We start from the raw sequence: 25765 nt of genomic DNA, 5'->3' as shown, positions 1-25765 counted from the left end.
TTATTCTTTTAGGGTTTAAAATCAGTCAAATTTACAGAATTATATTCTTTAAAAAAAGAATATAAAAGCAATTTTAACCGAATAAATCCTACATAATTGATTATATATTCTGTTTTAATAATTTTACACAAAATTAAAATCTATTATTAAACTTATTATTGATAATAGATTCGTTCTTTACAATCTTCATCAAACAGGAAAGGTTTTACTTAAGGTAGATTAATAGGGAATCGTGTGAGAATCACGAGCTGTCGCGCAACTGTAAGTAACACACCAAAGGTTTCTGTCCTTGGATATCCACTGCCAAAAGCGGGAAGGATGACGGAAACCGTTACAAGTCAGGAGACCTGCCTTTACTGAATGGACGATGCTTTCGCGGTTTGAAGCTTTTGGGTCATACAGATGATATTGGCAGTACATTTTCCCTTGGGAGAATTGTACAATCTGTCTATATCAATGATTTCAAACATTTTCTTATCCATACAAAGCATTCCGAAGCATTTCAAAGAGCATTGAAAATAAGTGTAATCTAAAATTTGTAAAAATGCAAACTCACATTCTGGGCTATCCGCGTATTGGTAGCAAAAGAGAACTTAAAAAGGCCTGCGAACAGTATTGGTCAGGTAAAATCGTTTTGGAAGAACTTCTTACAGCAGGAAGAACCATCTGCAGCCAAAACTGGAATCTACAGAAAGAAGCAGGGATAGACCTTATTCCGTGTAATGATTTCTCTTATTACGATCAGGTATTGGATATGAGCCTGGTGGTAGGAGCTATTCCTACACGATATCATGAAGTAGCGCTTAAAAAGAACAATTCTGAACTGGATCTTTATTTTGCGATGGCAAGAGGCTATCAGAAAGAAGGATTGGATATCACCGCTATGGAAATGACTAAATGGTTTGATACCAATTACCATTATATTGTTCCTGAATTTTATAAAAACCAGCAATTTAAACTTACCTCAGATAAAATATTCAATGAATTTGCAGGGGCTAAGCAGGCAGGAATTAATGCAAAACCTGTAATTATTGGTCTGGTTTCTTATTTACTTTTAGGAAAGGAAAAAGAAGAAGGATTTGATAAGCTGGATCTTGCCCATCATCTTCTTCCTGTTTATATTGAGATCTTATCAAAACTACAAAACCAGGGTGCTGAATGGATTCAGTTTGATGAACCTTTCTTAGCCTTAGACCTTACTGAAAAAGCAAAAGAAGCTTATACTTTTGTCTATGCTGAACTTAGAAGATTGTTTCCAAAGCTTAAGTTTATTGTAACCACTTATTTTGAAGGCTTAAAGAACAATGCGTCTCTTGCTTCTTCACTTCCTGTAAATGTTCTGCATATTGATCTGGCAAGAAATCCTGAACAGCTTGAAGACGTTCTCAATTCTATTCCTGAGAGCCTGAGCTTATCAATAGGAGTTGTAGATGGAAGAAACATCTGGAAAAATGATTATGAAAAATCTTTGTCCTTTATTAAAAAAGCAACTGAAAAACTGGGATCTGAAAGAGTTTTCATCGCTCCGTCATGTTCTTTGCTGCACTCACCATGTGATTTAGATGTTGAAAACGGTCTTCATACCGAAATTAAAAACTGGCTTTCTTTTGCTAAACAAAAGGTAAAAGAGGTAGTAACACTTAAAGAGCTCGCTGCAGGAACTTCAGACCCAGCTATTCTACAGGATTTTGAGGATAACAAAAAAGCGGCTTCAGATAGAAGAACATCTTCGCTGATCCATAATGAAAGCGTAAAACAAAGAGCAAGCTCTGTAACAGAGAAGGACTCACAGAGGAAAAACCCATTCAGTATCCGTAAGGAAGCACAACAAAAGGCATTACAGCTTCCATTATTTCCAACAACAACCATCGGATCATTTCCACAGACTGCCGAAGTAAGAACCTGGAGAGCCAAATTCAAAAAAGGAGAACTAACTGCAGAACAATATGATACTTTATTAAAAGAGGAAACCCAGAGAACCATCCGCTGGCAGGAAGACATCGGAATTGATGTTCTGGTTCACGGAGAATACGAGCGTAATGATATGGTGGAATATTTTGGAGAGCAATTGCAAGGATTTACTTTTACTAAAAACGGCTGGGTACAAAGCTACGGAAGCCGTTGCGTAAAACCACCGATCATTTTTGGAGATGTTTCCAGGCCTGAGCCAATGACTGTATACTGGTCTCAGTATGCGCAGTCTCAAACCAATCAATGGGTAAAAGGAATGCTGACAGGGCCTGTAACTATTTTACAATGGTCATTTGTACGTGACGATCAGCCTCGTTCCGAAACCTGTAAACAAATTGCCCTGGCAATCCGTGATGAAGTTCAGGATCTTGAAAAAGCAGGGATCAGAATTATTCAGATTGATGAACCTGCTATTCGTGAAGGGCTACCATTGAGAAAAACAGACTGGCAAAATTATCTGAAATGGGCAGTAGAAGCATTTAAAATCTCAGCAAGTGGAGTAGAAGATGCTACCCAAATCCATACCCATATGTGTTATTCAGAATTTAATGATATCATTAAAAACATTGCAGATATGGATGCTGATGTGATTACAATAGAATGTTCAAGGTCTCAAATGGAACTTTTACATGCTTTCGCAGACTTCAAATATCCTAATGAGATCGGTCCGGGTGTGTATGATATTCATTCACCAAGAGTTCCTTCCAAGGAAGAAATGATTGAACTGCTGAAAAAGGCTCAGGATGTCATTCCTTCGAATCAACTTTGGGTCAATCCGGATTGTGGTTTAAAAACCAGACATTGGGAAGAAACGGAAAAGGCTTTAATTGCTATGGTTGCTGCTGCTAAAGAAGCATCTTTAGAATATGCCTCTTAAAATATTTCACCCGCATAGAAAATCAAAAAGCATCCGCCTCGGATGCTTTTATTTTTTAAAATTATTTCAAGCGTGAAAACATTCACAAATTCAATCTGTTATTACCTTTAGATTCCTCCCATTACGTACATATTTTCCATAGTAGGAACCGGGCTTCCGCCTTGTTTTTCAAGAGTAATAGCAAAAGCCTGTGCTTTTGAAATGGTAGCCAAAGCAGTCTTACTGTCTTTGTCTTCAGTATACATACCTGCATTTACCGGTTTTCCATCTTCAAGAGCCCAAAGCTGGTATTGCATTCCCGTTGGTGCTTTAGGAAGATGTTCACCATTAAGATACACTTTTTTTGTTTTTTTATCCCAGAAAACCATGGCCTTGGCATCCTGGTGCTTTTCTACTCCTTTGAGCATCACCATTTGCATATCAGGATTGGAAAACATACCCAGTTTTCTATCCATCTTTTCCATAGCAGCATCCTGAGATTGTTTTTCTGCTGCCAATTTTGTCATTTCTTGTTTTGTTGCAGACTGACTATTCATCCAAAATAGATTCCCGGCAATACTGATAAGGAATAAAGCAGATGCTGCAACGGCAAAAGCTTTCCAGTTTATTTTCCCTTGTATCTGTTCCGGATTTTTGATATCTCTGTCATCATTAGTTTCCTGAGTCTCTATAGAAATGGACGGTTTTACGTCCACAACAGGAGACTGTTCCTGTTGAATTTTATTCCAGATTTTAGATTTCAGATCACTTGGAGGTGTTACAGCCTGAGCTGTAGCAAGATGTTCCAAAGTTATTTGTGCCTCTTCAAAAGCAGCTTTTACTTCAGCATTATTCTTCATCACACACTCCAAAATCCCCGCTTCCTCAGGAGAAGCATGGCCTAGAATATAAGATTCTATAATTCCGGACGATATGTATTCTTTAGTGTTCAATTTAATTTATTGATAGTCTTTTAGCAAATCTTTTAATTTCATCAATGCATTTCGCATCTTCGTTTTTACCGTTCCCAGCGGTATCTTCAGTTTCTCGGATATTTCATGTTGGGTATATCCCTGATAATAAGCAAGATTAATAAGTTCTTGTTTGTCCACTTCCAGATTCTCAAGCACGTTGTTAAACCCAATATAGTCTGATGAGTTGTTGACCGTTGAAAGCTCTGTAGTGTTATATACGAAATCGGGAAGTGATTGGTTTTTAAGTTCGTTCTGGAATCCTTTAGATTTTAGATAATCGATAGCAGTATTGCGTGCAATATTAATCATCCAAGTATAAAACCTTCCTTTAGAGGCATCATATTGATGAATAGAATTCCATATTTTAACAAAAACATCCTGAATGACTTCTTCAGTGTATTCTTTAGACTGAACAATACGAAGAACAATACCATACAACGCACCGGAATAGTGGTCATACAGATAATGAAAACCATTTTCGTTTCTTTCTTTTAGTAAAACGATAAGTTCTTCTTCAGAATAGGTTGTTTTAATAGTAATTATTTTTCTATCCAAATGTAATAAAATAAAACAAATATCCAATAAAATCCGGAAAATCTTTTACATCGTATGTAGTTCTAAGAAAATATTTAAAAAATATTAAATATGAAGAACTTAATATCAAAAACAGTATTAATCTGTTGTATTGTCTTATCAACAGAAACTTATAAAGCGCAGACAGATCATTTTAAAATCAGAAATCCTTATTACTCTCATACTGCAGTAAACCTGTTGAAAGTAAGTAATTCTGAATGGAAAAAGATTTTAAAACCCGAACTCTATGAGGTTGCCAGAGAAGGAGCTACAGAAACAGCATTTACAGGAAAATATTATGAGCTTGATGAAAAAGGAACTTATTACTGTGCAGTATGTGGAAATCCATTGTTTCTTTCCACTTCAAAGTTTGCGACCACTTGCGGCTGGCCTTCATTTTATCAACCAATCCGTAAAAACAGTGTTATCTACAGGAAAGATACTTCTTACAATATGGTCCGAAGGGAAGTTCTATGCGGAAGATGTGGTTCTCATTTGGGACATATCTTCGAAGATGGCCCAAAACCAACAGGAAAACGATTCTGCATGAACTCGATCTGTCTTGATTTTATTCCGATTAAAAATTAATACACTGAATTACAATAAGTTAAATAAAATTTCATTTTTTTTTCAATCTAAAATACAACCAAGCTCGTAAATGACATTAAAAGCACAAATTAACTACAATTAATTTAAAAAAATATTACAATGAACACACGAACACACATCACAGTTTTAGCAATGGTAGCTTTATCATTTGCTTTCAGTGGAAAGGTAAATGCACAAATGATGAAAGAAAAAACAGTAATGGTAGGAGGAGCTCCTATGTATCCTTCCAAAAACATTATTGAAAATGCTGTAAACTCTAAAGATCACAAAACTTTAGTAGCAGCCGTAAAAGCAGCAGGATTAGTAGAAACATTAGAAGGAAAAGGCCCATTTACTGTATTGGCTCCTACTGATGCTGCATTTGCAAAACTTCCGAAAGGAACAGTAGAAACTCTTGTAAAGCCTGAAAATAAAGCGATGCTTACAAGTATATTGACCTATCATGTCTTACCAGGAAAATACAGCGCTAAAGAGATCTGGGCTGCCGTAAAAGCTGGAAATGGCAAAAGTATGATGAAAACCGTACAAGGCGAAGAACTTACTTTCTGGACAAAAGGAAAAGATCTTTATATAAAAGATGCAAAAGGGAACAGTGCCAAAGTAACTATTGCAGATGTAAATCAATCCAATGGCGTCATTCATGTCATTGATACGGTTTTAATGCCGTAGAAAACAGCAGAATCTAAAACAGCATTTTAGTGCTGTTTTTCTTCTTTTTATCATGTAATCAAACACTTTAAAGATTAATATTATGAAAAATACAATTCATGTTTCTAATCAGGGAGCGACGCTGGATACCAGCAGAAGAAATTTTTTAAAATTAGGTGGAGTGGGACTGGCAATTGCCGGCCTTACGATGATAGGATGTAATGATGATGATGATTTTCAGATGATAAATGACAGTCAGATCTTTGATTTAGGATCTGGCGATGTAGGAGTCTTAAACTATGCTTACGCTCTGGAGCAGCTGGAAGCCGATTTTTACACCAAAGTTGTAAACAATTTTTACAGCGGGATTTCCAGTATTGAAAAAGAAGTTTTTACGGATCTTTACCATCACGAAGTAATCCATCGGGACTTTTTTAAGGCAGCCATCACCGGTGCTACTCAAAATGTACTTCCGAAACTTGATTTTCAATATCCTAATGTGAATTTTAATGACAGAAACTCTGTATTAGCAACAGCTAAAGCACTGGAAGATACTGGAGTGGCAGCCTATAATGGCGCTGGAAAATATATTACTAATGCCGCTTATCTTGTTATTGCAGGAAAAATAGTTTCTGTAGAAGCCAGACATGCCTCTGCTATCAGGAATCTTATCAATCCGGGGTCTGCTGACTTTTCAGGGGACGATGTGATCGATGCTAATGGTCTCGATCTTGCTAAAGAGCCGAAAGATATTGTAGCGGCAGCAGGAGGATTTATCAAAACCCGCTTTACATGGAAAGAAAGAGGTATTAATTAAATTATTCATCTTCAAAAACTTGTATTATGAACATTCTTAGACTACTAGATAAGCTTTCTCATGATAAATTTTTCACAACGGAAGCTTCCCGATTAGAAACGATTACCAATCTATCATTATTTGGAAAAAAAGCAGCTACAGCAGCTGTTCCCCTTGGACTAGGTGCACTCATGACGGCTCCTGCAAAAGCAGAAACACCCCATGCCACAATGACAGGAACTGCCCTTAAAAGTACTTTAACGGATGCTTTACAGCTCGCTTTAGTGCTTGAATATCTTGAAAATGAATATTATGCTATAGGATTATCCACAGCAGGTTTAATTCCCAATGCAGACAGAACAGTGTTTATGCAAATTTCCAAGCATGAATCAGCCCATGTTAGTTTTCTCAAAAGTACACTTACTTCCTTAGGCTCTACGCCAGGATCTAAACCTACGTTTGATTTTACCGCTAATGGAAATTTTTCTCCATTTACCGATTACAATCAATTTCTGATTCTGGCACAGGCTTTCGAAGATACCGGGGTAAGAGCCTATAAAGGACAGGCTGGAAACGTAATGTCAAATAAGGTTGTCCTTCAAGCTGCATTACAAATTCATTCTGTGGAAGCAAGACATGCCTCGCAGGTAAGAAGAATGAGAGCCAATAAAGGCTGGATTGAGCTTGCTAACGGAGGAAATATGCCTTCAGCAACTGATCCTGTATACGCAGGAGAAGATAATGTTAATCAGGCAGGGTACAATACCGGAACTGCATTTGGAGCAGCGGCTGGGTCTGCGGCATATGATGAGACATTAAGTGGAAGTGATGCACAGGCCATTGCATCGTTATTTATTGTATAGCAATCACGAGAGGTATAAACATATCTATATTATGAAATTCAAAAGCATCCGGACGGATGCTTTTGCTATGTAAGATTATAATTCCATATGTAAAATAGGGTATTCTTTACCCTGATCATCTAATGCTGATCTATTCAGCACTTTAAATCCAATATGCTTATAAAAACCAACCCCCTGTTCATTTTGTTCATTCACGTCTACTTTGGTCACTTTTAAATGATCAATTCCATACTGAATCAGCTTCTTACCAATCCCTTTGCCACGGTGATCATTATGAATGAACAGCATTTCAAGATTTCCTTCAGCTACTCCCATAAATCCAACTAAGGTACCTTCTTCCTCAAATCCGAGTAGACTAACGTGTTCAAAATAGCCAGGAATCTCTTTTTTATAATACTTAAAATCTTCCTCTTTCAAAAAATCATGCGTATTAAGCACGGAACTTTCCCATATTTTCATTAATTGAGGGTAATCTGTTTCATGTATTTCTCTGATCATAATCGTAAATATTGAGCAGCAAAAGTCGTATTTTCTTAATGGTAAACACTGAACCTGGGTTAAAAAATCCGTTTCCGTATTCGGCTTAATGCCTGAGGAGTAATTCCCAGATACGAAGCAATATCCTTTAAAGGAATATCATTGAAAGTATTTCCATATTCAGCCATCATTTCCAGATAATATTGCTCAGGAGTATATTTTATCAGGTCTATATTCCGGTTTAAAAGTTTATTCAGCAATCTGGCGGTAAGGTCATCAAAAACAGCTTTTAAAGCAGGAATTGCTTCATACAACTGAGCTGCCTGTTCCTGATCAATTCTATAAATTTCGCATTCTGTAAGGGTTTGAACATTAAAAGTAGATTTTTCCTTTAGCGTAAAGGAGATATTGGATAAAGAAAATGAACCTTCCTTACAAAACCAAAAGGTTTGTTCTTCCCCTTTGTGATTTAAAGTCCAGCATCTGGCTATTCCATTGAAAATAAAATAACTGTATTGCTCCAATTCACCTTCTTGGATAAGAAAGGTATTTTTTTTAAACAGAATTCGTTCAAAATATTGGTCAAAAAGTGCAGAATCAGCCGAATTGAATGTATGAATATCTACATTAAATTCTTTGAATAATTTTTCTAGCAGCATAATCTATAAAATAGCATAGGAATAGGAGAGTACAATATACATTTTATCTAGAATATCTTACTTGGACTAAATGGTATGAAATATTTATAGATTTTTTAACCACAGAGAGCACAGATTTTCACAGATAATTATGCGTTGTTAGGCTTTATTTGAAAAAGTCTTTTTGATTTGAAGAGAAATTATGCAATCATACTACTCAATCGTCTTCATTTTATTGATAATCAACAATATACAATCCAGTCTTTTAAAGAAAAATATTAAAAAAATAATGCATAATAATTTTAATGCGACACGTTCTGTCGCTATGCGTCTATATCTTTGTATTAGAGATAAGATACAGAACCCCGGGAAGTTATCATCTTATTAAAACCAATTTTAACCTTAAAAATTATTATTTTAAATTATGTACAAAAAACAACTAGTAATCATTTTTCTTTTTCTTTTTTTCATTTCCTATGCACAAAACGAATTTATTACTTTATGGAAACCTAATATCAATGGAACCATAGATAATTCGATATCTTTTGGCGGTACAGGAACCAACTATACTATTAGCTGGGAAGAAGTAGGGTATCCGCAGCATCATGGAACTCTTTCTGTAACTTCTAATAGCAGTAATTTTACGACGATTTCTTTTGGTACTTCTTTACATCCTAATCCTATCCAGGCAGCCTACAGAGTAAAAGTTTCCAATGGTAATGGATTATTTTATGGATTCAGAGGCAGCCCTTATATGAATGCCAGTGGAAATCCAGAACTCTTCGAGGTAAGCCAGTGGGGAGATATTATTTGGCTTCAGCAATTTGATCAAGGCTTTTCGAACTGTCCAAACCTTGATGTAACCGCTACAGACGTTCCTAATCTGACACAAATCAATAATTTATCACAAATGTTCCTTAACTGTCCGTCTTTGATTGGTAACCCTTCATTTGCTAACTGGAATACAAGCAACATTACGAATATGAACAGTATGTTTAGCAAAGCAAAATTGTTTAATCAGCCTATTGGAACCTGGAATACGGCAAAAGTAACAGATTTTCGGGATATGTTTTCTTACGCATCTTCTTTTAATCAAAATATTTCTGCCTGGAATACCTCGTCCGGAACCAATTTCATTTCAATGTTCCAGGATGCGGTAGCGTTCAACCAGCCATTAAATTCATGGAATACAAGCAATGCGACCAACTTTCGTTATATGTTCTCCAATGCTAAATCCTTTAATCAGCCTCTTAATAATTGGAATACCAGTAAAGTAGTAAATTTTGACCAAATGTTTACCAATGCATCATCATTTAATCAGCCTATTGGAAACTGGGATGTTAGTAAAGTTGGGGGTGCTTATGGTTTTATGATGTTTAATGGGGCGTCGCTTTTTAATCAGGATATTTCTACCTGGAATATCAAGTTTCAAAATGTTCCTTCGGCCTATGTGTATTTCGGATTTAACAATTCCGGTTTATCATGCATTAATTATAATAAATTTCTAATTGCTCTCAGCAATAATCCTACATTATCAAACTTAGGATCCGCAATTGGAGTCATAGAAGCGGCAGGATTAACTTATTCTACACCGCAAGCTATTATGGCAAGAGCTCAATTGACGAACAAAGGGTTTACCATTAATGGAGACTCTTATAATCCGAGTTGCAACTCAAATTTGTCAACCGCTGAAACAACAAAACAAGTTAAAATTCCAGCTTATCCAAACCCAACAACAGGAGTAGTAACCGTTGAGTCTGCTACCAACGAAAGTGTTTATTTATATGATATCACAGGTAAGCTCATTAAAAATATGATTTTAAATAAAGGAAACAACCGTATTGACCTAACAGAATATCCATCAGGAAATTATTTGTTAAAAGGCAATACAATTTCCACTAAAATAGTTAAGAAATAAACTATTATTCTTTAATACGACGACACTAGATATCTAAATTAAGCCCCAAAGTGCCTTGCTTTGGGGCTTTTTAGACTAACGATAGTAATCACGCAATTCATTCAACAACAGGAGAGTACAGTATAAGCTTAAAAAATATATTTACTACAGATTTTTATAGTGCTTACTTACAAGTTTTCCTTACATACATTATAAAAAATATTTATATTCGTCAATAAATAAGCGATTAATAACCAAGCAAAATTGAAAATATAAAAAACCGATGAAAAAAGTTTTTATACTTCTGGCATTTTCTTTTGCTTTACAATCTTGTAAAAATGAAAAGCCGAATTCAAAAGAAGGCAAGAGCACAGAAGTTCAAAAAGTTCAGGAAAATGACATTGATATAAATAATTCTCCACAAAACATTGAAGGAAAGAAAAATCCAAGTGACTTTATTCCGGAAGGTTATGTCATCAATAAATATGAAGGGGGAGTTTCAGCCGAAGGCTGGGACGAAATAAAAGGTGACCTGAACAAAGACGGATTAGATGACATTGTACTCATCATCAAAGGAACAGACAAAAGTAAAGTTATAAAAGATGAAAATCGCGGTGAATTAGACCGAAACAGGAGAGGTATTATTGTACTATTAAATAAAGGCAATTATTATGAGCTGGCTTCTAAAAATTACAATTGCTTTTCGTCTGAAAATGAGGATGGCGGCGTATATTTTGCTCCTGAGCTAAGTGTAAGCATTGAAAAAGGAAACTTACATATTGACTATGGACATGGAAGGTATGGATCCTGGGGGTACACTTTTAGATATCAAAATGGGGATATGGAGCTCATTGGTTATGATTCCTATTCAAGCAGAGGACCAGTACCTCAATATGAAGTGAGTATTAATTTTCTTACCAAAAAGAAACTTACCAAAGATAATTTAAATAAAGAGGATGATGGGGATCATTATGAAGTTAAATACAAAAACACCTGGGAAGCAATCAAGGTCGAAAAACTTATCAAATTATCTGAAATAAAGGATTTTGATGAGCTTGAGTTTACTTAGCATGATGAATTAATATAGCTTTCTCAATTTCTATTCGTTGAACATTCCCTCACAAACCAAAGCTGAGTGATTTTTTATTAATTTCGGATCTAACCTTTTAAAAATATGGCAATAAGCAAGAAAAATAAAAGTAAAGTTCATGTTGATGGTAAAGAATATCTGTGGTGGGTATTTGATGAGTATGACCAGACAGAATTTGATGGGATACAGATTAAAGCAGTATGCTCAGACCAAACTCACTTTATAAAATATGGATTGCAGCAAGAAGAAGATCATCGAAAACTAGCTCTTATTTTAAAAGATTATACCAGATTAGTTCATTTATCATCACCTCCAAAATTTGAAGATAGTAAAGGAATAATTACCAAAAGTGGAATTATCCGGATGATAGAGTGGTGTAAGCAGGACATACATGACGTTCGATATGCATTAGATGGGAAGAACAATAATTTAAGTGAATCGGAAAAACAAGAGCTTCTTAAAGAGATACGGAAAATAATAACTTGAAAAGAAAATCAGCAATAACTTGTACAGAATAAAAATAGGAGAGTGCCCTATACATTTTATTCAGAACACATTGAATAAAAAGCTCTGAGTATAAAATTAATTCAACCTTGAAATATTCGATAATGATACAACCAATTATACAATATAACGAAACCGATTTTGAAGCAAATCTTCAGGATTATTATACTTGTATGTCTTATAAAGGAGAACCCTTTACAGGAACATTAGTCGATGGAAATATGACAACTCAATTTAAAAATGGTAATGCTCATGGGAAATCTGTAGAATATTATGACAACGGTCAATTAGCCGATGAAAGTTATTTTGATAATGGTGATTATGTAGGTTATAAAACCTGGTATCCAAACGGAAAAATAGAATCAGAACGGGCTGTTGGAAAAAATGATAGTTTTAAATATGATATAGATGGAAACATTATTCTTAAAAATGATAATTTCTTTTATAAGAATGGGAATTTCAGGAAACGTAATATTCCCTATAAAACAGAGTTTTATAATTATGAAGGAGAATTAATGGTAGTGATCCAACAAGATTTAAAAGTAAATGAGAAACCTCTTTTCCATATTAACAAAGAAAAATTTACTGAATGTTATGTAGATCTTTATTTTGAGTTATATCCTTATTTTTCAAGTTATAAAGATAATTTAGGACAAAGTATTATTGGATGGTTCTGGTATTTATTATCCCAAAATGAAGACGATAAAAAATTTGCCATAACTGCAATTAATACATTGTTGAATGATGAGAGGAATCATGACAAGTATGATTTGGAAGATTTATTACAAATGATGGACAAAGTTGACTTAGCAAACGAGTGGAGGAAATATTATACTGAAATTATTGAATTAAAATAAAAACGATAATATATGCTAATTGATTGCGCAGTAAGAATATACCTTTGAGGGATTGTTAATAAACATTGATATGAAATTCTCAAGTGATTTAGTCATTTACGATTTAGAAGGAAGTTGCAAAACTTTTGGAAAAAATGAAATACATGAAACCAATATAATAGAAATAGGAGCTGTAAAGTTAGACCGGAAAACTTTTGAAATAAAAAGCGAATTCTCAATTTTAATAAAGCCAAAACATTTTCCCATTCTACCTGAAATTACGAATATTACAAACATTACCAATGAAATGGTTGAAAGTGAAAAGTATTTCGATGAAGCAATTCTTACATTTTTGGATTGGTATGGAGAAAAAAATAAATCAACGTTAGCAGGGTGGGGATTGTACTATGATTTACCACTTTTGAGGAAAGAATTTACGGAATTTGGATTAGATTATAATCAATATTTTGTTGGCGGAGGTTTTGATATCAGAGCATTGGGTGTTTATTGGCTGGCAAAGAAAAATATTTCTACATCTGGAATCTCCCTAGAAAGAGTTTTACAAAAAATGAATATAAAAGAAGATTTTAAATTTCATAGAGCATTAGACGATGCTAAGGCAACAGCTTTAATATTACAACAGATTCTTAATGAAAAATAATTGCCTGATCTTTATTTCATACAAAGAAATAACCAATCTAAAACGTAATGAAAGAAAACTACATACAATATGCTGAAGGATATCAAAAAGACAATATTGATGAAAAGGATATAGTAAAAGCGATAAAAGACATTCAATTAATGGATAACGAGCATGGAGCTTTTTGGGTTTCTGTTATAACTAATGATGAAAAGGTAGTTGAAGTACATAAAGATCTTTCACTTTCTGTAATTTTTGAAGAAAAAGAAATTAAATATCAAGCTAAAGATTGGAAAGAAGTTGCTGAACTTTACAAGCTATTGTTGCTTGAAAAATTCGATGAAATAATCTCAAGAATAAAATAGCAATATGGAAATATGTTTTATAAATTCTATAGAATCAATTAGAATCAACGAAATGGAATTCAAAATGAGAAGAAATTGAAATCCTGGAATACATACAATTTAACATAATATAAATTATAGGAAAAATATATTATTGCAAAAAGAGTACATAACAGCCTCACTTATTGCATGATAAGACTTTCTACCGTATAATCCAAAGCTTTTTCTGCTTCAACCTGTATATCATCAGGCATTACACCATGCTGTCATGCTCTGTGGCTACAATATTAAAATCTATTGTAGTTTTCCCAGCTTCAAAAATTTGAATGCATTTGCGAAATCTGTTGCAGATGAAAAAGTCTGGCCACTTGTCAAAAGATAAACATTTCCTGTAAAGCGTTCAACTCTTATCCTTAGGCTCAATTGTATTTTTTAAATGATTTATAACGCCTAAAGTTCCGGATATTCTGCTTAAATAATTTTTTAATTCCATAGAATCGATCCCTGAGGATTTCTTCAAAAATTCTTACGGATATCCCTGTATATGACAACCGTCTTTTTCATACAGTGAAAATTTCTTGGATACCAATATTTTAAAAGCTCATCACCAAAATCAGAATTACCGCCACCATTGCCTTCAGCTTTTAATTCTGAAAACATTTGCTCTAAAAAAGGTCTGAATTTTTCTATATCAGCAAATTGCCTGAAAGTAAAAATTGTATAGTTTTTCTCTTTTAGGATCTCATAATAGCAACTTTATATTATGTTAAATTAGCAGGATGGAAGCTGGAGGCTGGAAGTTACTTTTAGTCAGATAACTGTTGGTCCCTGCAAAACTACTGCATAAAAGGTTAAAAAAGAGATATTCTTCTTCATAACACTTCAAGGGCTTCCCTCTTCCAGCATCCAGCTTCCTGCCCAAAAAACTATTCCCCTAGCTTCTCAGTCAAATATTCTCCAACGACTTCCCGGAACTCTTCTTTCGTCATAAACCAATCCAGGAATTCTTCAAGTTTACCTTTATTATCGAGCTCATCAAAATAGACTTCATGATCTGTACTGTAAACCGTTGGATTAGATTGATCCGGATCTTCCGTACAGATGAAATAATGATCAGGATATCCGTAGGAATAGAATATACAGAAGAATTCAGGTTTAGAAATCCCTACAACATTCTGCACATAATCTTCATCAATTAAATCATCGAATTCTTCATGGTCTTCAGAACCTTCTTTAAAAGGCGTAAACATCCAATCTTTCACAAAATACTGTCCATACGCTGCGTCATGAGCTGAAAAATAATGCGACATCAGATTCTCATAGAACTTTTCCTGTTGATTCTGATATAATTCCTTATTCGCTTCATAAAACTGGTCAATCCCATAAACATCCCAGTCTTTATCATACAAATAGTGAGGAAATTTAATCTGTTTCCAATTCTCTGCAAAGCTTTGATCTGCATGTACAGCATCTGTATTTCCGCCTAAAGCTTTGATTTTATTGATTATAGTAGTATTCATTATTTTTTTTTCATACGATCATTGAATCCTCCATTCCATAGTATCTCTGTGATTTCTTCCTGGCTATACTCATAGTAATTACCGTCTTTATCTTTATGAGACTGGAATAATTTAATATCATATCCTTTAAAATTCAATTTTAAAAAATCAGGAAAATAACTGCTTCCAAAATATATATAATTGTGAAATATTCCTTTAAAAGATGAATCATCCAGGTCCGGAACTTCAAAATTCTTCATTCTTCTTATGATTTCGGACAACTCATTTTTAGTAATATCCTTTACAATTTGAGGATCTGGTAAGCTGATATCAAAAGACAGATGCTCTGCTCCATCGCCTTCCCACCATTCCCAAAGATTATACCGGGACATTTCTTTTCCTGTCATAGTATGAAGCTTATCTTCCAGCTTTTTATATTCAACGGAATCTTCATCTCCGTGCTCATCACAGTAGTCTGTATATTCCAAAATAAGCTTTAAAACTTCAGGATATCGTTTTTCAGCAGTTTCAAAATCAGGCTCTATTACACTTCTTAACTTCATTATTCACTTACTTTCAAATATATTATGTTAAATCACGAAACTATAAACCTCTTAGGAAAGTCTTTTCTACTTTCAACAGTAAAGAATTTCATCAAACTTACCTACATAGTCTTCGTAGTATTGATTTAGCTGATTCAAAAAGGCTTCAAGACTATCGGTAATGATGTGTTTAAATGATTATAAAATTCCGGTCTTAATTTTTTTAATATGCAAATCTCATGTCCTAAGTATCTTTTCCATTGATTTCTTTCTGTCCATTAAAAATACAAAATCTTGCCACATGACAAGCTTTGTATTGATAAAAGGAAGTAATTTTATCCGCACCAAAAAAATAAAATATATGAAACCTAAAATGATCTGGGCCAACCTAGCTGTTGCAAACCTGGAGCGTACCCAAAAATTTTATGAAGCCATAGGATGCACTCCCAACAATCCTCACACTTCTAATGAGTTAGTAAGCTTCTTTTTCGGAGAAAATAATTTTGTTATTCATTTCTTCCTGAAAAATATATTGGAAACCAATGTAAAAGGTGTTTCCTTTGGCGATTCCCAAATTTCAAATGAAATCATATTTACCGTTTCAGCTGAGACTAACGATCAGGTTGATCAATGGGCTGCTGAAGTTAGAAATGCCGGCGGAACCATTGTTTCGGAACCTGAAAGTTTTGGAAACAATTATTATGGTTTTGTCTTTGCAGATCCTGATGGTCATAAATTTAATGTCTTTAAGATGTAAAAGTTATGAAATTTGACTAAAATTCATTTTTGCCCATAAATCCTCTTTATTTTCAAGCAGATAGCATAGGTTGAGGATGGAAAAACACGGCTTATTTGGGCTTATTTGGATTCCTATGTATTTAAGGACTTTTTCTATGATTTTGTACAAATTCTATATAAAAACAAGACTGTTTTTTGAAGAAAATAGACTGATGATTTAAATACAGCAATATAAATTCTATAGAGATGGGCTTTAGCACATCTAATAAAAACATTACAATCAATTTGGCTTTAGCCAAAACTTAATTAAAACAATTGTAAAGCAAACCGGACTCTTAAGCTAGCCTAAGAGTCCGGTTTGTTATTCTTATAATAAACTATAAAATATTATTTATTCATCCCCAAACTGTTATATAACTGCACCTGCCATATTCCCACTACTTCTTTCAGCATAACGAATGTAAATGCGGCATTATAACTATTCGGAAACCAGGTGATTTCAGTATCTATAAAGTCTGAAGCCTGCGGAATAGGTTTTAATCCAAATGTCTGAAACAGCGCAACAGATCTCTTCATATGAAAACCTGAAGTGACCAGGTATAAGTTGTAAGTTCCCATCTTCTTCAATATCTCGTTGGAAAATTTTGCATTCTGATAGGTGTTCATACTTTGATCTTCCTTAATAATGTCAGAATCCAGCACTCCCATTTTTTTAAAATTCGCACTGAATAATTCGGCTTCACTGGTATGTCCTCTTCCCTTTCCGGAAATCAATATCTTACAAGGTTGATTATTTTTCTTAAACTCATGATACAATTCATATGCGGTCACCATTCTGGAATAAGACATCGTATGTAATTTCTCTATATTGTTCATCTCAACAACACCGCCACCCAATACTACAATAATAGGATTCTGTACAGCTGTACTCTTCACCTCAGAAGTCTTGAGGTAACTTTCCTGTAAATATCCGGAAATAAGTTTCCCCAGAAAACCATTGCCTATAAGGATAACCAAGACAATTGTTGATATTAAAATTCCTATTCTCAGTTTCTTACTTTTATTTTTTCTTTTCAACAGTGCAATAACAACTACTGCAAGAAATACTAAAAAATACGGTTCTGTAAAAAGCTGGAAAACACGAAATAAAAAGTCGAGTAAAAATTTCATTGATGATAGTATTGATTAATGCAAAGAAAACTTTGAGTTTTCAAAGGTAAGGTTATTTCATGACTAGTACTTTTCTCACTGCATTGCAATGATTTATTGAAAATGATTTTATTTTTAATAATTTTAGCCGATCAGAATGATTATATACAATGGATTATCAGATATTCCAACCCCATCCGGAGCTGGCTTCGCTCATCAAGTGCTACTGGACACTGGACAGTCCCAAAGAAGACATTCCCCAAACCCAAACCATTGTTCCTGATGGCTGCATGGAAATGATCTTCCATTATGGAGACCTATACAAACAGTATATTGATAGAAAAGCCGTTGTACAGCCAAGATACTGTGTTTTCGGGCAGCTTACTGAACCTTTAAGAATTGAACCTACAGGCATTACCGGAATATTCTCTGTCCGTTTTCATCATAATGGCTTTCTGCCTTTTGCCACCATTCCCATCAAAGAAATGGATGATAAAGCAATTCCCTTAGAAGACCTATTTGGAACAGCCGGAACTGAATTGGGAGAAAAGGTCTACCAATCCAATACCATACAGGAAAAAATAGATCTTGTAGAAACCTTCCTGCGGGAAAGACTGAACACAGAAACCATTGACAAAATTGTACAATCAACAGTCGATATTTTGTTGCAGGTCAACGGGCAAATCTCTGTACATGAACTCTCCCTACAAACCAATATCAACCGAAGACAATTGGAACGCAGATTCTCTTCAGCGATTGGTATGAGTCCCAAACAACTTTCCAAAACCATAAGACTTCAGTCAACGCTCAGAAATCTTCTCAATAAGGAATATATTAATCTTACAACACTTGCTCACGACGCTGAATATTATGACCAGGCTCATTTTATCAAAGATTTTAAAGAATTTACAGGACTTACCCCCAAAGAATTTTATGGTGATAATCTTCAAATGTCTTATTTATTTTATGGTACAGATTCCTGATGTCGCATTTTTACAATTTTAAGATCATTGCTATCCTGAACTTTGCTGAGATAAAATACGACCGCAATGAAAACAAAACTCATCCCTGCCATCATCGCTATTCTGATGATGGGAAGCTGGGCTCAGCAACAAGGTGAACTCAGCAAACTGGAATGGCTTCTCGGAACCTGGGAAACCAAAACACCCAAAGGAAGCCTCTATGAAACCTGGAAAAGAAAAAGCCCTATCGAATTTCAGGGAAAAAGCTATTATCTGAAAAATAAAGACACCCTTTTATTCGAGTCTGTCCGATTGATAGAAAAGGATAAAAAGCTGCATTATATTGTTTCTGTAAAGCATCAAAACCATGAGCTTCCCGTAGACTTTGCGGCCAAAGAAATCAAAGATCCCACTTCTCTTGTATTTGAAAATCCGGCTCATGATTTCCCGCAAATGATTGCTTATAAAAAACAGGGAAAAGATTCTCTGGCTGCAGAGATTTCCGGAATAATGAACGGAAAAATGACCAGCCAGAAATTTCCGATGCGAAAGGTGAAATAGATTCATTTTTTACTGATTCCCAAGGGATAAACAGATGAATATATTTTTTCCAAACCATTAAGAGTCTTAGAGTTATCAGCATACTACCTTTCCAGGGTAGCTCCTCAAACACAGAGACATCTTTAACTTTGCATTTAATTTATAAAACTCTCGCAGATCAAGCTGATAACGCAGATTCTAATCCCCAATCATCTGCTTAATCACAGAAATCTGCGAGAGATCTCAAAAGCCTTCAAATCACAATCCACACCTTCATCAGACAAGTTCACTTGTCCAGCCTTACCTCCCTAAAAATATCCAGCCACCAGCATAAAAACTTTGCGTTTAAATAAAAAACTCTCGCAGATCAAGCAGATATCGCAGATTATAATCCCCAATCATCTGCTTAATCCCCGAAATCTGCGAGATATAAAAATAACCTTCATCTGGCAAGTTCACTTGCTCATCCTTAGCTCCCTAAAAATAACCAGCCACCAACATAAAAACTTTGCGTTAAAAAACTCACGCAGATCAAGCAGATATCGCAGATTCTAATCCTCAATCATCTGCTTAATCACCGAAATCTGCGAGAGATCTCAAAAGCCTTCGAATCACTAGCCACACCTTCACAGCCAGTTTATAAAATATATCTCCATATTCATCTGTGCCCATCTGTGTCATCTGTGGGAAAATGTAAACAGCAATGTATAGATAACCACAAAAGTCACAAAAGATTCTGAACACTTAAGTTTATACATTAAAACTATTTTCTTATCCTTCCTGATACTTCATCTCCTTTTCTAAAATAATCTGATTCCTCCGAACGGTCACCACCACATGATCTCCAGGTTCAAAACCACACTCCAGCAACCACTTCCCTGCCAGCCGGATTTCCGGGAAGAAAACTAGCCTTCTATACGCTCTTTCAAATGATTTATGGGAAACCGTAAGGTTACGAATGGAGACAACCTTATATTTGCCCCGAATAATTACTTTTCTCATATCGTTGTTTTTCAACAAAGCAAGAAATATCATGACAGCTATACCAGTTAAAAATGAATATTTTAGGCCGTAGAAAGGATATTTTAGAAGATAATTTATTTTGAACAGGGGTTTTATTTTTATCTTTTAAAGCTTTATATTTGTTATTATGATTGACACAGATATGCAAAATAAGAAAATACATCAGGGTAGAAATATAAAACGTTTCCGTGAAATGCTGGGCATCAAGCAGGAAGCTTTAGCCTTTGAATTGGGTGACGACTGGAACCAAAAGAAAGTTTCTCTTTTGGAACAAAAGGAAACCGTAGAATCTGATATTCTGGCGCAGGTAGCGAAGATTTTGAAAGTTCCGGCGGAAGCGATTGAGAATTTTGATGAGGAACAAGCTGTGAATATTATTTCGAATACTGTTAATAACAATGATAATGCTACAGGTAATTCATTGTATAGTTACCAACCTACTTTCAATCCTATTGATAAAATGGTTGAGCTTTATGAGCGTATGCTTGAGCAACAGAAAGAGATGATTGAAAAATTGGAGAGATTAATTGAAAAGAAATAATAATAATAATAATAATAATATATATCCATCATGTTTCTCACAGAAGAACAATCTGAAAGTCTCAAAAGAGTTATATCAAAATCAATTTGTCGATTATATATTGATGATATAGATTTAATCGAAAGGAAGGGCATGGAACAAAGTATAGCATTTCGCTTCACTCTTTATTTGAATGAAGCCCTACAAACTGTTAAATGGGTAAATGATTTGCAACTTGATATTGATATTGAATACAATAAAAACGGATTAGCTCCCAAAAGAACTCCTAGGCGCCCAAATGGTACAAGACCAGATGTGATTATTCATAAAAGAGGAAATAATGAGTCTAACTTATTAATAATCGAAATTAAAGGTTGGTGGAATCAAGAGTCTAGAGAAATTGATAAAATTAAACTTGAAGATTTTACACATCAAGATGGAGAATACAAATATGGACTAGGAGTATTTCTCGAATTAAACATAAATGAATGTATACCTGTTTATTTCTGTGGATATTAATTTATTAATAAAATTTTATGATACTTGCTAAAGTTAAATTAATTGGATTTAGAAATTTCAAAAATGCAACTGTACATTTTAATGAAAAATCATTAATTATAGGTTCTAATGATGTTGGGAAAACAAATTTAATATGGGCCATTAGGCTTCTTTTAGATCGCAGCTTATCTGATTATGATATTGAGCCACAAGATTCAGATTTTTATGCCTTTACAGAAACTAATAATTTCGAGATTATACTTTTCTTTACAAATGTAGTAGAAGACTGTGTAGTTTCTAAACTTAAAGGAAAAATAAGCGATGGAGATGAATTAATTATAAAATATGAAGGTTACAGAGATTCAAAAACCAAGGCTAAATCATATAAATTATTTTGTGGGGCGTCAATCGAAAAACTTGAAGAAATCGATGATAGGTACTATAGAAAAGTATTAAATCTAAAATATATTAGTAGTAGAAGGGATTTAATAAGATATATAAACAAAGAGAAAAACTATTTATTTCAAACCGCAAAAGAGAACAGAACTGCTGAAGAATCTGAATTTGATAATAAATTATATACTGAGATTCAAGAAAATTTAAAAAGTATAGATGAGCGCATTCCAAAATTAAATTTTGTAAAAGATGCAACCGCAACGATTAATGAAGAATTAGCAAAGTTATCACTACATCATTCTCAACAACAAATTGTTTTTGATTCTGCTACATCTAATTTGGATTCATTTATTAATAACGTATCAATTTCAGCAAAATCTGAAGACCAATCAGTATTAATAGGTGGGGATGGTAGGCTAAACCAAATATATTTAGCACTTTGGACCTCAAGAAATCAATTAAGAGAAGAAAACCTAAACGAAGTAACAATTTTTTGTATTGAGGAACCCGAAGCCCACTTGCATCCACATCAACAAAGAAAATTAGCTGAGTATTTAAACAATGAATTGTATGGGCAAGTAATAACAACAACACATTCTCCTCAAATTGCCTCTGAATTTAGTCCTAATTCAATAATTAGAATCTATAATAAAAATTTAAAATCAGAAGCTGCTTCAGAAGGCTGTTCTCCAATAATTAATGAAGCGTTTCAGGATTTTGGTTATAGAATGAGTATTATACCTGCTGAAGCCTTTTTTGCTAGTGTTGTTTTTCTTGTTGAAGGACCCTCAGAAGAAATTTTTTATAAAACATTAGCCAAACAACTAGATATAGATTTAGATAGACTAAACATAAGTATTTTAATGGTTGATGGAATTAGCTTTAAAACCTATGCCAAAATACTTAATGCTCTAAATATTGATTGGGTTTTAAGAACGGATAATGATATATTTAAAGTCTCTAAAAAAGATAAACATCGTTTTGCAGGAATTCATAGATGCATTTCCATTTATAAAGATTGTTTTGAAAAACATCCTGAAACTGAAGCAATTTTAGAAGAACATCTTGATAATACAACTTGGGATTCAAAAATTACTCCTCAACCTGAAAATATAAGTTCTGCATTATATATTATTGAAGAGTTAAGAAGTTATAATATGTTTTTGTCTGAAAAAGATCTGGAAAATGATTTAGTAAACAGTCCTATTTTAAAAGATTTACAGACATCTTTTAACGAAAATGAAACGAAAAATTTAGTATCAATAATGCAAAAAAAGAAGGCAATCTATATGTATAAATTTTTAAAGGAAAATAAAAATTGCTTGAAAAATCTTAAAGATGATAATATAGCTATTCCCTTATTTAGATGTGTAGATTTAATTTCTTAACATGAAGCCAACTGAACAACAAAAAATAATCATAGATTATAATGGTAATTCTGTTGTAGTTGCTGCACCTGGAAGTGGTAAGACATTTGTAATTTCTCAAAAAATAAAAAGAAATTTACATAATTTAAAAGAACATGAAGGTGTAATTGCTATTTCCTATACAAATAAAGCTAGTACAGAATTAAAAAATAGATGTCTTTCAAACGGAGAAAATCCTAAATCATCATTTTTTGGCACTATTGATAAGTTTAATCTTTCAGAAGTTTTAATACCTTTTGGAAAATTGTTGTTTGGTATTCCTTCTACCGATATAAAGATTATTAAGAAAGATTCATTAGAAAATTTTGAAAATGAAAGCTTAGATTGGATTGATAGGAATCTTCTATTAACCGACTTGGACAAAGAAAAGCTTAATATTTTAGTCAACTATTTTTTAAATGGAATAATTTTAATAGAAACCATTGGATTATTTTCAAACTATGTACTAGACCAATCTATAGCCTGTCAAAATTATATTAAGGCTAAATATAAGTTTATGTATATTGACGAATATCAGGATTCTGGGCAGCATCAACACGATATTTTTTTAAAAATTAAAAACCTAGGTGCTAATGCTATTGCCGTAGGTGATCTAAATCAGTCAATATATGCTTTTTCTGGTAAAGATGCTAAATTTCTGAAAGAACTATCAGAAAATGATACTTTTGAACAATTTATACTTGATAAGAATCATAGGTGTCATCCATCAATTATAAACTATTCCAATTATTTATTAAATGATAAAGCAGTTATGATTCCTAATGTTGAATCTAGAGTATATCATTTCGAAACAGAAGGAGATGAAAGCTCAATTGCAAATTTTTTAGATAAAAATTTAATTAGGCTAAAAAATATTTTGATATAAAGCATAATAACCAAATTGCTTTATTAGTCAGGGGAAAAAGCACTGCAAAAATCCTTGTTAATTCATTAAAAACACCAAATAGATATTTTATAAGTAATGATCTAGATAGTAATCTTAATATTTGGTCACTAATCTTTTCTAATTTATTACATTACGTTTTTAATATCAGTCATAAATTTATTGATATTATTGAAGTTTTTACCTCCTATGATAAACTCCTAAAAAGAGAGATTGAAGAACTGAAAAAAGTAAAAAAAAATATTGATTACATTATAGCATCAGGAAATATTGATATTACAAAATTAAAAGAGCAATTTATTGATATAGCTAATATTATTGCCCCCAAACTATCAAATGATGAATCTATAAACCTGTTGGATAGTGTCTTAAATAATAAAGAAGAGTTGGATTCATATAGATCTGCAGGTAGTGAGGAATTAGTAATTATGACATTACATAAATCAAAAGGGTTAGAATTTGATTTGATTATACATTTAGATTTATATGAATGGGTGCTTCCTGCTAAACGTCCAGGAAAAAATAATGATTTTGATAATCCTATATATCCTAATTATACTCAAGATTTAAATCTTCATTATGTAGGAATAACTCGAGCTATTAAAGGGTGTATATTATTTACTTCTACTCGAAGAACAAATGCAATTGGAGAAACTAGAAGTGGAAGACATTCAGAATTTCTTACATTAGAAGGTATTCAGAAATTAAGATATATTGATCCCAAAACATAATTATTTAATCTAACTACTGAATATCCTTGTATATAGAGAACTACCGTTATAAAAAATATAAATTTCTTCATTAAAAACTTGCGTAGCTAAATAACTACACATATATTTGTAGTCAAATAACTACACAATGAATTTAAGAAGAGATGTATTCCAGGCGATCGCAGACCCTACCAGAAGATCCATATTGATGCTGGTGGCTGCTCAATCCATGACTGCAGGAGCCATTGCTTCCAATTTCGATACCGCAAGACCTACCGTTTCCAAGCATCTTCAGATCCTTACAGAATGTGAGTTACTGAGATCAGAACAAAACGGCCGTGAAATTACGTACCACCTCAATCCCCATAAAATGAAAGAAATAGCCGACTTTATAGAGCCATTCCGCCAAATGTGGGATGAGAAATTCAATAAGCTGGAAAGTGTGATGAAAGCATACCAAGACTTACATAAGACAGATAGATAATAGACGAAGAGATGAGAGACAATGAGTGCAAAGTTTAAATTGTGGGTGTCAATAGTCAATTTTGCTTCGCAAGTGAATCGTCAATCATCAAGGAAAGGATACCAACCTTAAACGTTCCACTCTAATACTCTAATACTCTAATACTCTAATACTCTAATACTCTAATACTCTAATACTCTCAAACCCCAAAACACCAACCTCAAAATATGGAACTTAAAACAAAAATCCACGCAGAAGACGGAAAACAGGAAATCTTCATCATCAGAGAATTTGATCTTCCTGTAGAATTGCTTTTCAAAGCGTATACAGAAGCTGAACTTTTTGAACAATGGATGGGAACCAAAGTGACCAAGTTTGAAAATAAACAACATGGAAGTTACCGTTTCGAAACTTCTAATCCTCAGGGAGAAGTAATGTTTAGTGCTAACGGAACCATTCATGACATTGTTGAAAATGAGAAAATTATAAGAACATTCCAGATGGAAAACACACCTTTTCCAGTTCAGATTGAGTTTTTAGAATTTGAAAAATTAACGGATACCACCAGCAAAATCACAATTCAGACGATATACAAATCCGTAGACTTCAGAGACCAACATCTGAAAATGCCGTTTGCGCAGGGAATTAATAGGGCGCATAATCGTTTGCAGGAGCTGTTTAGAGACCAATAGATAATAA

At 33.6% G+C, this 25765-nt stretch carries 30 protein-coding genes and 1 riboswitch; of the genes, 21 read left to right on the top strand and 9 right to left on the bottom strand.

Annotated elements, in window-relative coordinates; genetic code table 11:
• The first annotated feature begins 183 nt into the window (after positions 1–183).
• Positions 184–369, top strand: a riboswitch (cobalamin riboswitch).
• A complete protein-coding gene (locus H5J24_RS25550; protein ID WP_262495877.1) occupies positions 354–482 on the bottom strand; it encodes a hypothetical protein in 129 nt (42 codons plus the stop codon). It overlaps the preceding riboswitch by 16 nt.
• Positions 483–544: 62 nt before the next feature.
• Here H5J24_RS25550 and metE point away from each other — a divergent pair, with 62 nt between their 5' ends.
• Positions 545–2848, top strand: a complete 2304-nt coding sequence (gene metE / locus H5J24_RS09725) for a 5-methyltetrahydropteroyltriglutamate--homocysteine S-methyltransferase (RefSeq protein ID WP_068943348.1) — start codon at positions 545–547, stop codon at positions 2846–2848.
• Positions 2849–2955: 107 nt separating this feature from the next.
• Here the strand turns inward: metE and H5J24_RS09720 are convergent, their stop codons facing one another.
• Both H5J24_RS09720 and H5J24_RS09715 read right to left on the bottom strand, forming a co-directional pair.
• Positions 2956–3780: an anti-sigma factor gene (locus H5J24_RS09720; RefSeq protein ID WP_068943349.1), complete on the bottom strand. Its 825-nt coding sequence runs from the start codon at positions 3778–3780 to the stop codon at positions 2956–2958.
• 6 nt (positions 3781–3786) lie between these two features.
• The gene (locus tag H5J24_RS09715; protein ID WP_228407632.1) at positions 3787–4356 is read right to left on the bottom strand and encodes an RNA polymerase sigma factor; all 570 of its coding nucleotides are present in this window, start codon (positions 4354–4356) and stop codon (positions 3787–3789) included.
• Positions 4357–4446: 90 nt separating this feature from the next.
• On the opposite strand from H5J24_RS09715, the gene msrB reads away from it, so the two are divergent.
• The 4 genes from msrB to H5J24_RS09695 all read left to right on the top strand — a co-directional run bounded on the left by msrB (position 4447) and on the right by H5J24_RS09695 (position 7290).
• Positions 4447–4962: a peptide-methionine (R)-S-oxide reductase MsrB gene (gene msrB / locus H5J24_RS09710; protein ID WP_068943350.1), complete on the top strand. Its 516-nt coding sequence runs from the start codon at positions 4447–4449 to the stop codon at positions 4960–4962.
• 120 nt (positions 4963–5082) lie between these two features.
• On the top strand, positions 5083–5652 hold the full coding sequence (locus tag H5J24_RS09705) for a fasciclin domain-containing protein (RefSeq protein WP_068943351.1): 570 nt from the start codon (positions 5083–5085) through the stop codon (positions 5650–5652).
• 82 nt (positions 5653–5734) lie between these two features.
• Positions 5735–6448, top strand: a complete 714-nt coding sequence (locus H5J24_RS09700) for a ferritin-like domain-containing protein (RefSeq protein WP_068943352.1) — start codon at positions 5735–5737, stop codon at positions 6446–6448.
• A 26-nt stretch (positions 6449–6474) separates the two neighbouring features.
• Positions 6475–7290 carry a ferritin-like domain-containing protein gene (locus tag H5J24_RS09695; RefSeq protein ID WP_068943353.1) on the top strand — a complete coding sequence of 272 codons (816 nt, stop codon included), beginning with the start codon at positions 6475–6477 and terminating at the stop codon, positions 7288–7290.
• Positions 7291–7365: 75 nt separating this feature from the next.
• Here H5J24_RS09695 and H5J24_RS09690 read toward each other — a convergent pair whose 3' ends face one another.
• Together H5J24_RS09690 and H5J24_RS09685 are read right to left on the bottom strand one after the other, a co-directional pair.
• On the bottom strand, positions 7366–7788 hold the full coding sequence (locus tag H5J24_RS09690) for a GNAT family N-acetyltransferase (protein ID WP_068943354.1): 423 nt from the start codon (positions 7786–7788) through the stop codon (positions 7366–7368).
• Positions 7789–7847: 59 nt separating this feature from the next.
• Positions 7848–8426, bottom strand: a complete 579-nt coding sequence (locus H5J24_RS09685) for a Crp/Fnr family transcriptional regulator (RefSeq protein ID WP_068943355.1) — start codon at positions 8424–8426, stop codon at positions 7848–7850.
• A gap of 403 nt (positions 8427–8829) precedes the next feature.
• Here H5J24_RS09685 and H5J24_RS09680 point away from each other — a divergent pair, with 403 nt between their 5' ends.
• The 6 genes from H5J24_RS09680 to H5J24_RS09655 all read left to right on the top strand — a co-directional run bounded on the left by H5J24_RS09680 (position 8830) and on the right by H5J24_RS09655 (position 13737).
• Complete coding sequence (locus H5J24_RS09680; protein ID WP_068943356.1) at positions 8830–10323, top strand: BspA family leucine-rich repeat surface protein; 1494 nt, start codon at positions 8830–8832, stop codon at positions 10321–10323.
• Positions 10324–10585: 262 nt separating this feature from the next.
• Positions 10586–11371, top strand: coding sequence for a hypothetical protein (locus tag H5J24_RS09675; RefSeq protein WP_068943357.1), 786 nt, complete (start codon positions 10586–10588; stop codon positions 11369–11371).
• Positions 11372–11476: 105 nt separating this feature from the next.
• Positions 11477–11878 carry a hypothetical protein gene (locus H5J24_RS09670; RefSeq protein WP_068943358.1) on the top strand — a complete coding sequence of 134 codons (402 nt, stop codon included), beginning with the start codon at positions 11477–11479 and terminating at the stop codon, positions 11876–11878.
• A gap of 122 nt (positions 11879–12000) precedes the next feature.
• Entirely contained in the window at positions 12001–12753 is a 753-nt protein-coding gene (locus tag H5J24_RS09665) for a toxin-antitoxin system YwqK family antitoxin (RefSeq protein WP_141395686.1), read from the top strand.
• A gap of 70 nt (positions 12754–12823) precedes the next feature.
• Positions 12824–13393: a 3'-5' exonuclease gene (locus H5J24_RS09660; RefSeq protein ID WP_068943360.1), complete on the top strand. Its 570-nt coding sequence runs from the start codon at positions 12824–12826 to the stop codon at positions 13391–13393.
• 47 nt (positions 13394–13440) lie between these two features.
• Positions 13441–13737 (top strand): hypothetical protein, encoded by a 297-nt coding sequence (locus tag H5J24_RS09655; RefSeq protein ID WP_068943361.1) that lies wholly within the window; start codon positions 13441–13443, stop codon positions 13735–13737.
• Positions 13738–14642: 905 nt separating this feature from the next.
• Here the strand turns inward: H5J24_RS09655 and H5J24_RS09650 are convergent.
• Both H5J24_RS09650 and H5J24_RS09645 read right to left on the bottom strand, forming a co-directional pair.
• Complete coding sequence (locus H5J24_RS09650; protein WP_068943362.1) at positions 14643–15236, bottom strand: hypothetical protein; 594 nt, start codon at positions 15234–15236, stop codon at positions 14643–14645.
• Positions 15236–15778, bottom strand: coding sequence for a hypothetical protein (locus H5J24_RS09645; protein ID WP_068943363.1), 543 nt, complete (start codon positions 15776–15778; stop codon positions 15236–15238). The genes H5J24_RS09650 and H5J24_RS09645 overlap by 1 nt, the downstream gene beginning before the upstream one ends.
• A gap of 280 nt (positions 15779–16058) precedes the next feature.
• On the opposite strand from H5J24_RS09645, the gene H5J24_RS09640 reads away from it, so the two are divergent.
• On the top strand, positions 16059–16514 hold the full coding sequence (locus H5J24_RS09640) for a VOC family protein (RefSeq protein ID WP_228407633.1): 456 nt from the start codon (positions 16059–16061) through the stop codon (positions 16512–16514).
• Positions 16515–16882: 368 nt separating this feature from the next.
• Here H5J24_RS09640 and H5J24_RS09635 read toward each other — a convergent pair whose 3' ends face one another.
• On the bottom strand, positions 16883–17665 hold the full coding sequence (locus H5J24_RS09635) for a YdcF family protein (RefSeq protein ID WP_068943364.1): 783 nt from the start codon (positions 17663–17665) through the stop codon (positions 16883–16885).
• A gap of 149 nt (positions 17666–17814) precedes the next feature.
• Here H5J24_RS09635 and H5J24_RS09630 point away from each other — a divergent pair, with 149 nt between their 5' ends.
• Complete coding sequence (locus H5J24_RS09630; RefSeq protein WP_068943365.1) at positions 17815–18627, top strand: helix-turn-helix domain-containing protein; 813 nt, start codon at positions 17815–17817, stop codon at positions 18625–18627.
• Between the two features lie 66 nt (positions 18628–18693).
• A complete protein-coding gene (locus tag H5J24_RS09625; RefSeq protein WP_068943366.1) occupies positions 18694–19167 on the top strand; it encodes a DUF6265 family protein in 474 nt (157 codons plus the stop codon).
• 750 nt (positions 19168–19917) lie between these two features.
• Here the strand turns inward: H5J24_RS09625 and H5J24_RS09620 are convergent.
• On the bottom strand, positions 19918–20148 hold the full coding sequence (locus H5J24_RS09620; RefSeq protein ID WP_167387000.1) for a SymE family type I addiction module toxin: 231 nt from the start codon (positions 20146–20148) through the stop codon (positions 19918–19920).
• 148 nt (positions 20149–20296) lie between these two features.
• Between H5J24_RS09620 and H5J24_RS09615 the strand changes: the two genes are divergently transcribed.
• The 7 genes from H5J24_RS09615 (at position 20297) to H5J24_RS09585 (ending at position 25758) form a co-directional block, all read left to right on the top strand.
• Positions 20297–20710, top strand: coding sequence for a helix-turn-helix transcriptional regulator (locus H5J24_RS09615; RefSeq protein ID WP_068943368.1), 414 nt, complete (start codon positions 20297–20299; stop codon positions 20708–20710).
• Between the two features lie 30 nt (positions 20711–20740).
• Positions 20741–21208 carry a hypothetical protein gene (locus H5J24_RS09610; protein WP_068943369.1) on the top strand — a complete coding sequence of 156 codons (468 nt, stop codon included), beginning with the start codon at positions 20741–20743 and terminating at the stop codon, positions 21206–21208.
• Positions 21209–21225: 17 nt separating this feature from the next.
• Positions 21226–22971, top strand: coding sequence for an ATP-dependent nuclease (locus H5J24_RS09605; RefSeq protein WP_068943370.1), 1746 nt, complete (start codon positions 21226–21228; stop codon positions 22969–22971).
• Between the two features lies 1 nt (position 22972).
• The gene (locus H5J24_RS09600; RefSeq protein ID WP_232816255.1) at positions 22973–23875 is read left to right on the top strand and encodes a UvrD-helicase domain-containing protein; all 903 of its coding nucleotides are present in this window, start codon (positions 22973–22975) and stop codon (positions 23873–23875) included.
• Positions 23872–24624 (top strand): 3'-5' exonuclease, encoded by a 753-nt coding sequence (locus H5J24_RS09595; protein ID WP_346729992.1) that lies wholly within the window; start codon positions 23872–23874, stop codon positions 24622–24624. Before H5J24_RS09600 ends, H5J24_RS09595 begins: the two co-directional genes overlap by 4 nt.
• 127 nt (positions 24625–24751) lie before the next feature.
• Positions 24752–25087 (top strand): ArsR/SmtB family transcription factor, encoded by a 336-nt coding sequence (locus tag H5J24_RS09590; protein WP_068943372.1) that lies wholly within the window; start codon positions 24752–24754, stop codon positions 25085–25087.
• A gap of 206 nt (positions 25088–25293) precedes the next feature.
• A complete protein-coding gene (locus H5J24_RS09585) occupies positions 25294–25758 on the top strand; it encodes an SRPBCC domain-containing protein (RefSeq protein WP_068943373.1) in 465 nt (154 codons plus the stop codon).
• Positions 25759–25765: the final 7 nt, after the last annotated feature.

This window comes from Chryseobacterium capnotolerans, from assembly GCF_021278965.1.
Lineage (GTDB): Bacteria > Bacteroidota > Bacteroidia > Flavobacteriales > Weeksellaceae > Chryseobacterium > Chryseobacterium capnotolerans.
This window is presented reverse-complemented; position numbering and strand designations above follow the sequence as displayed.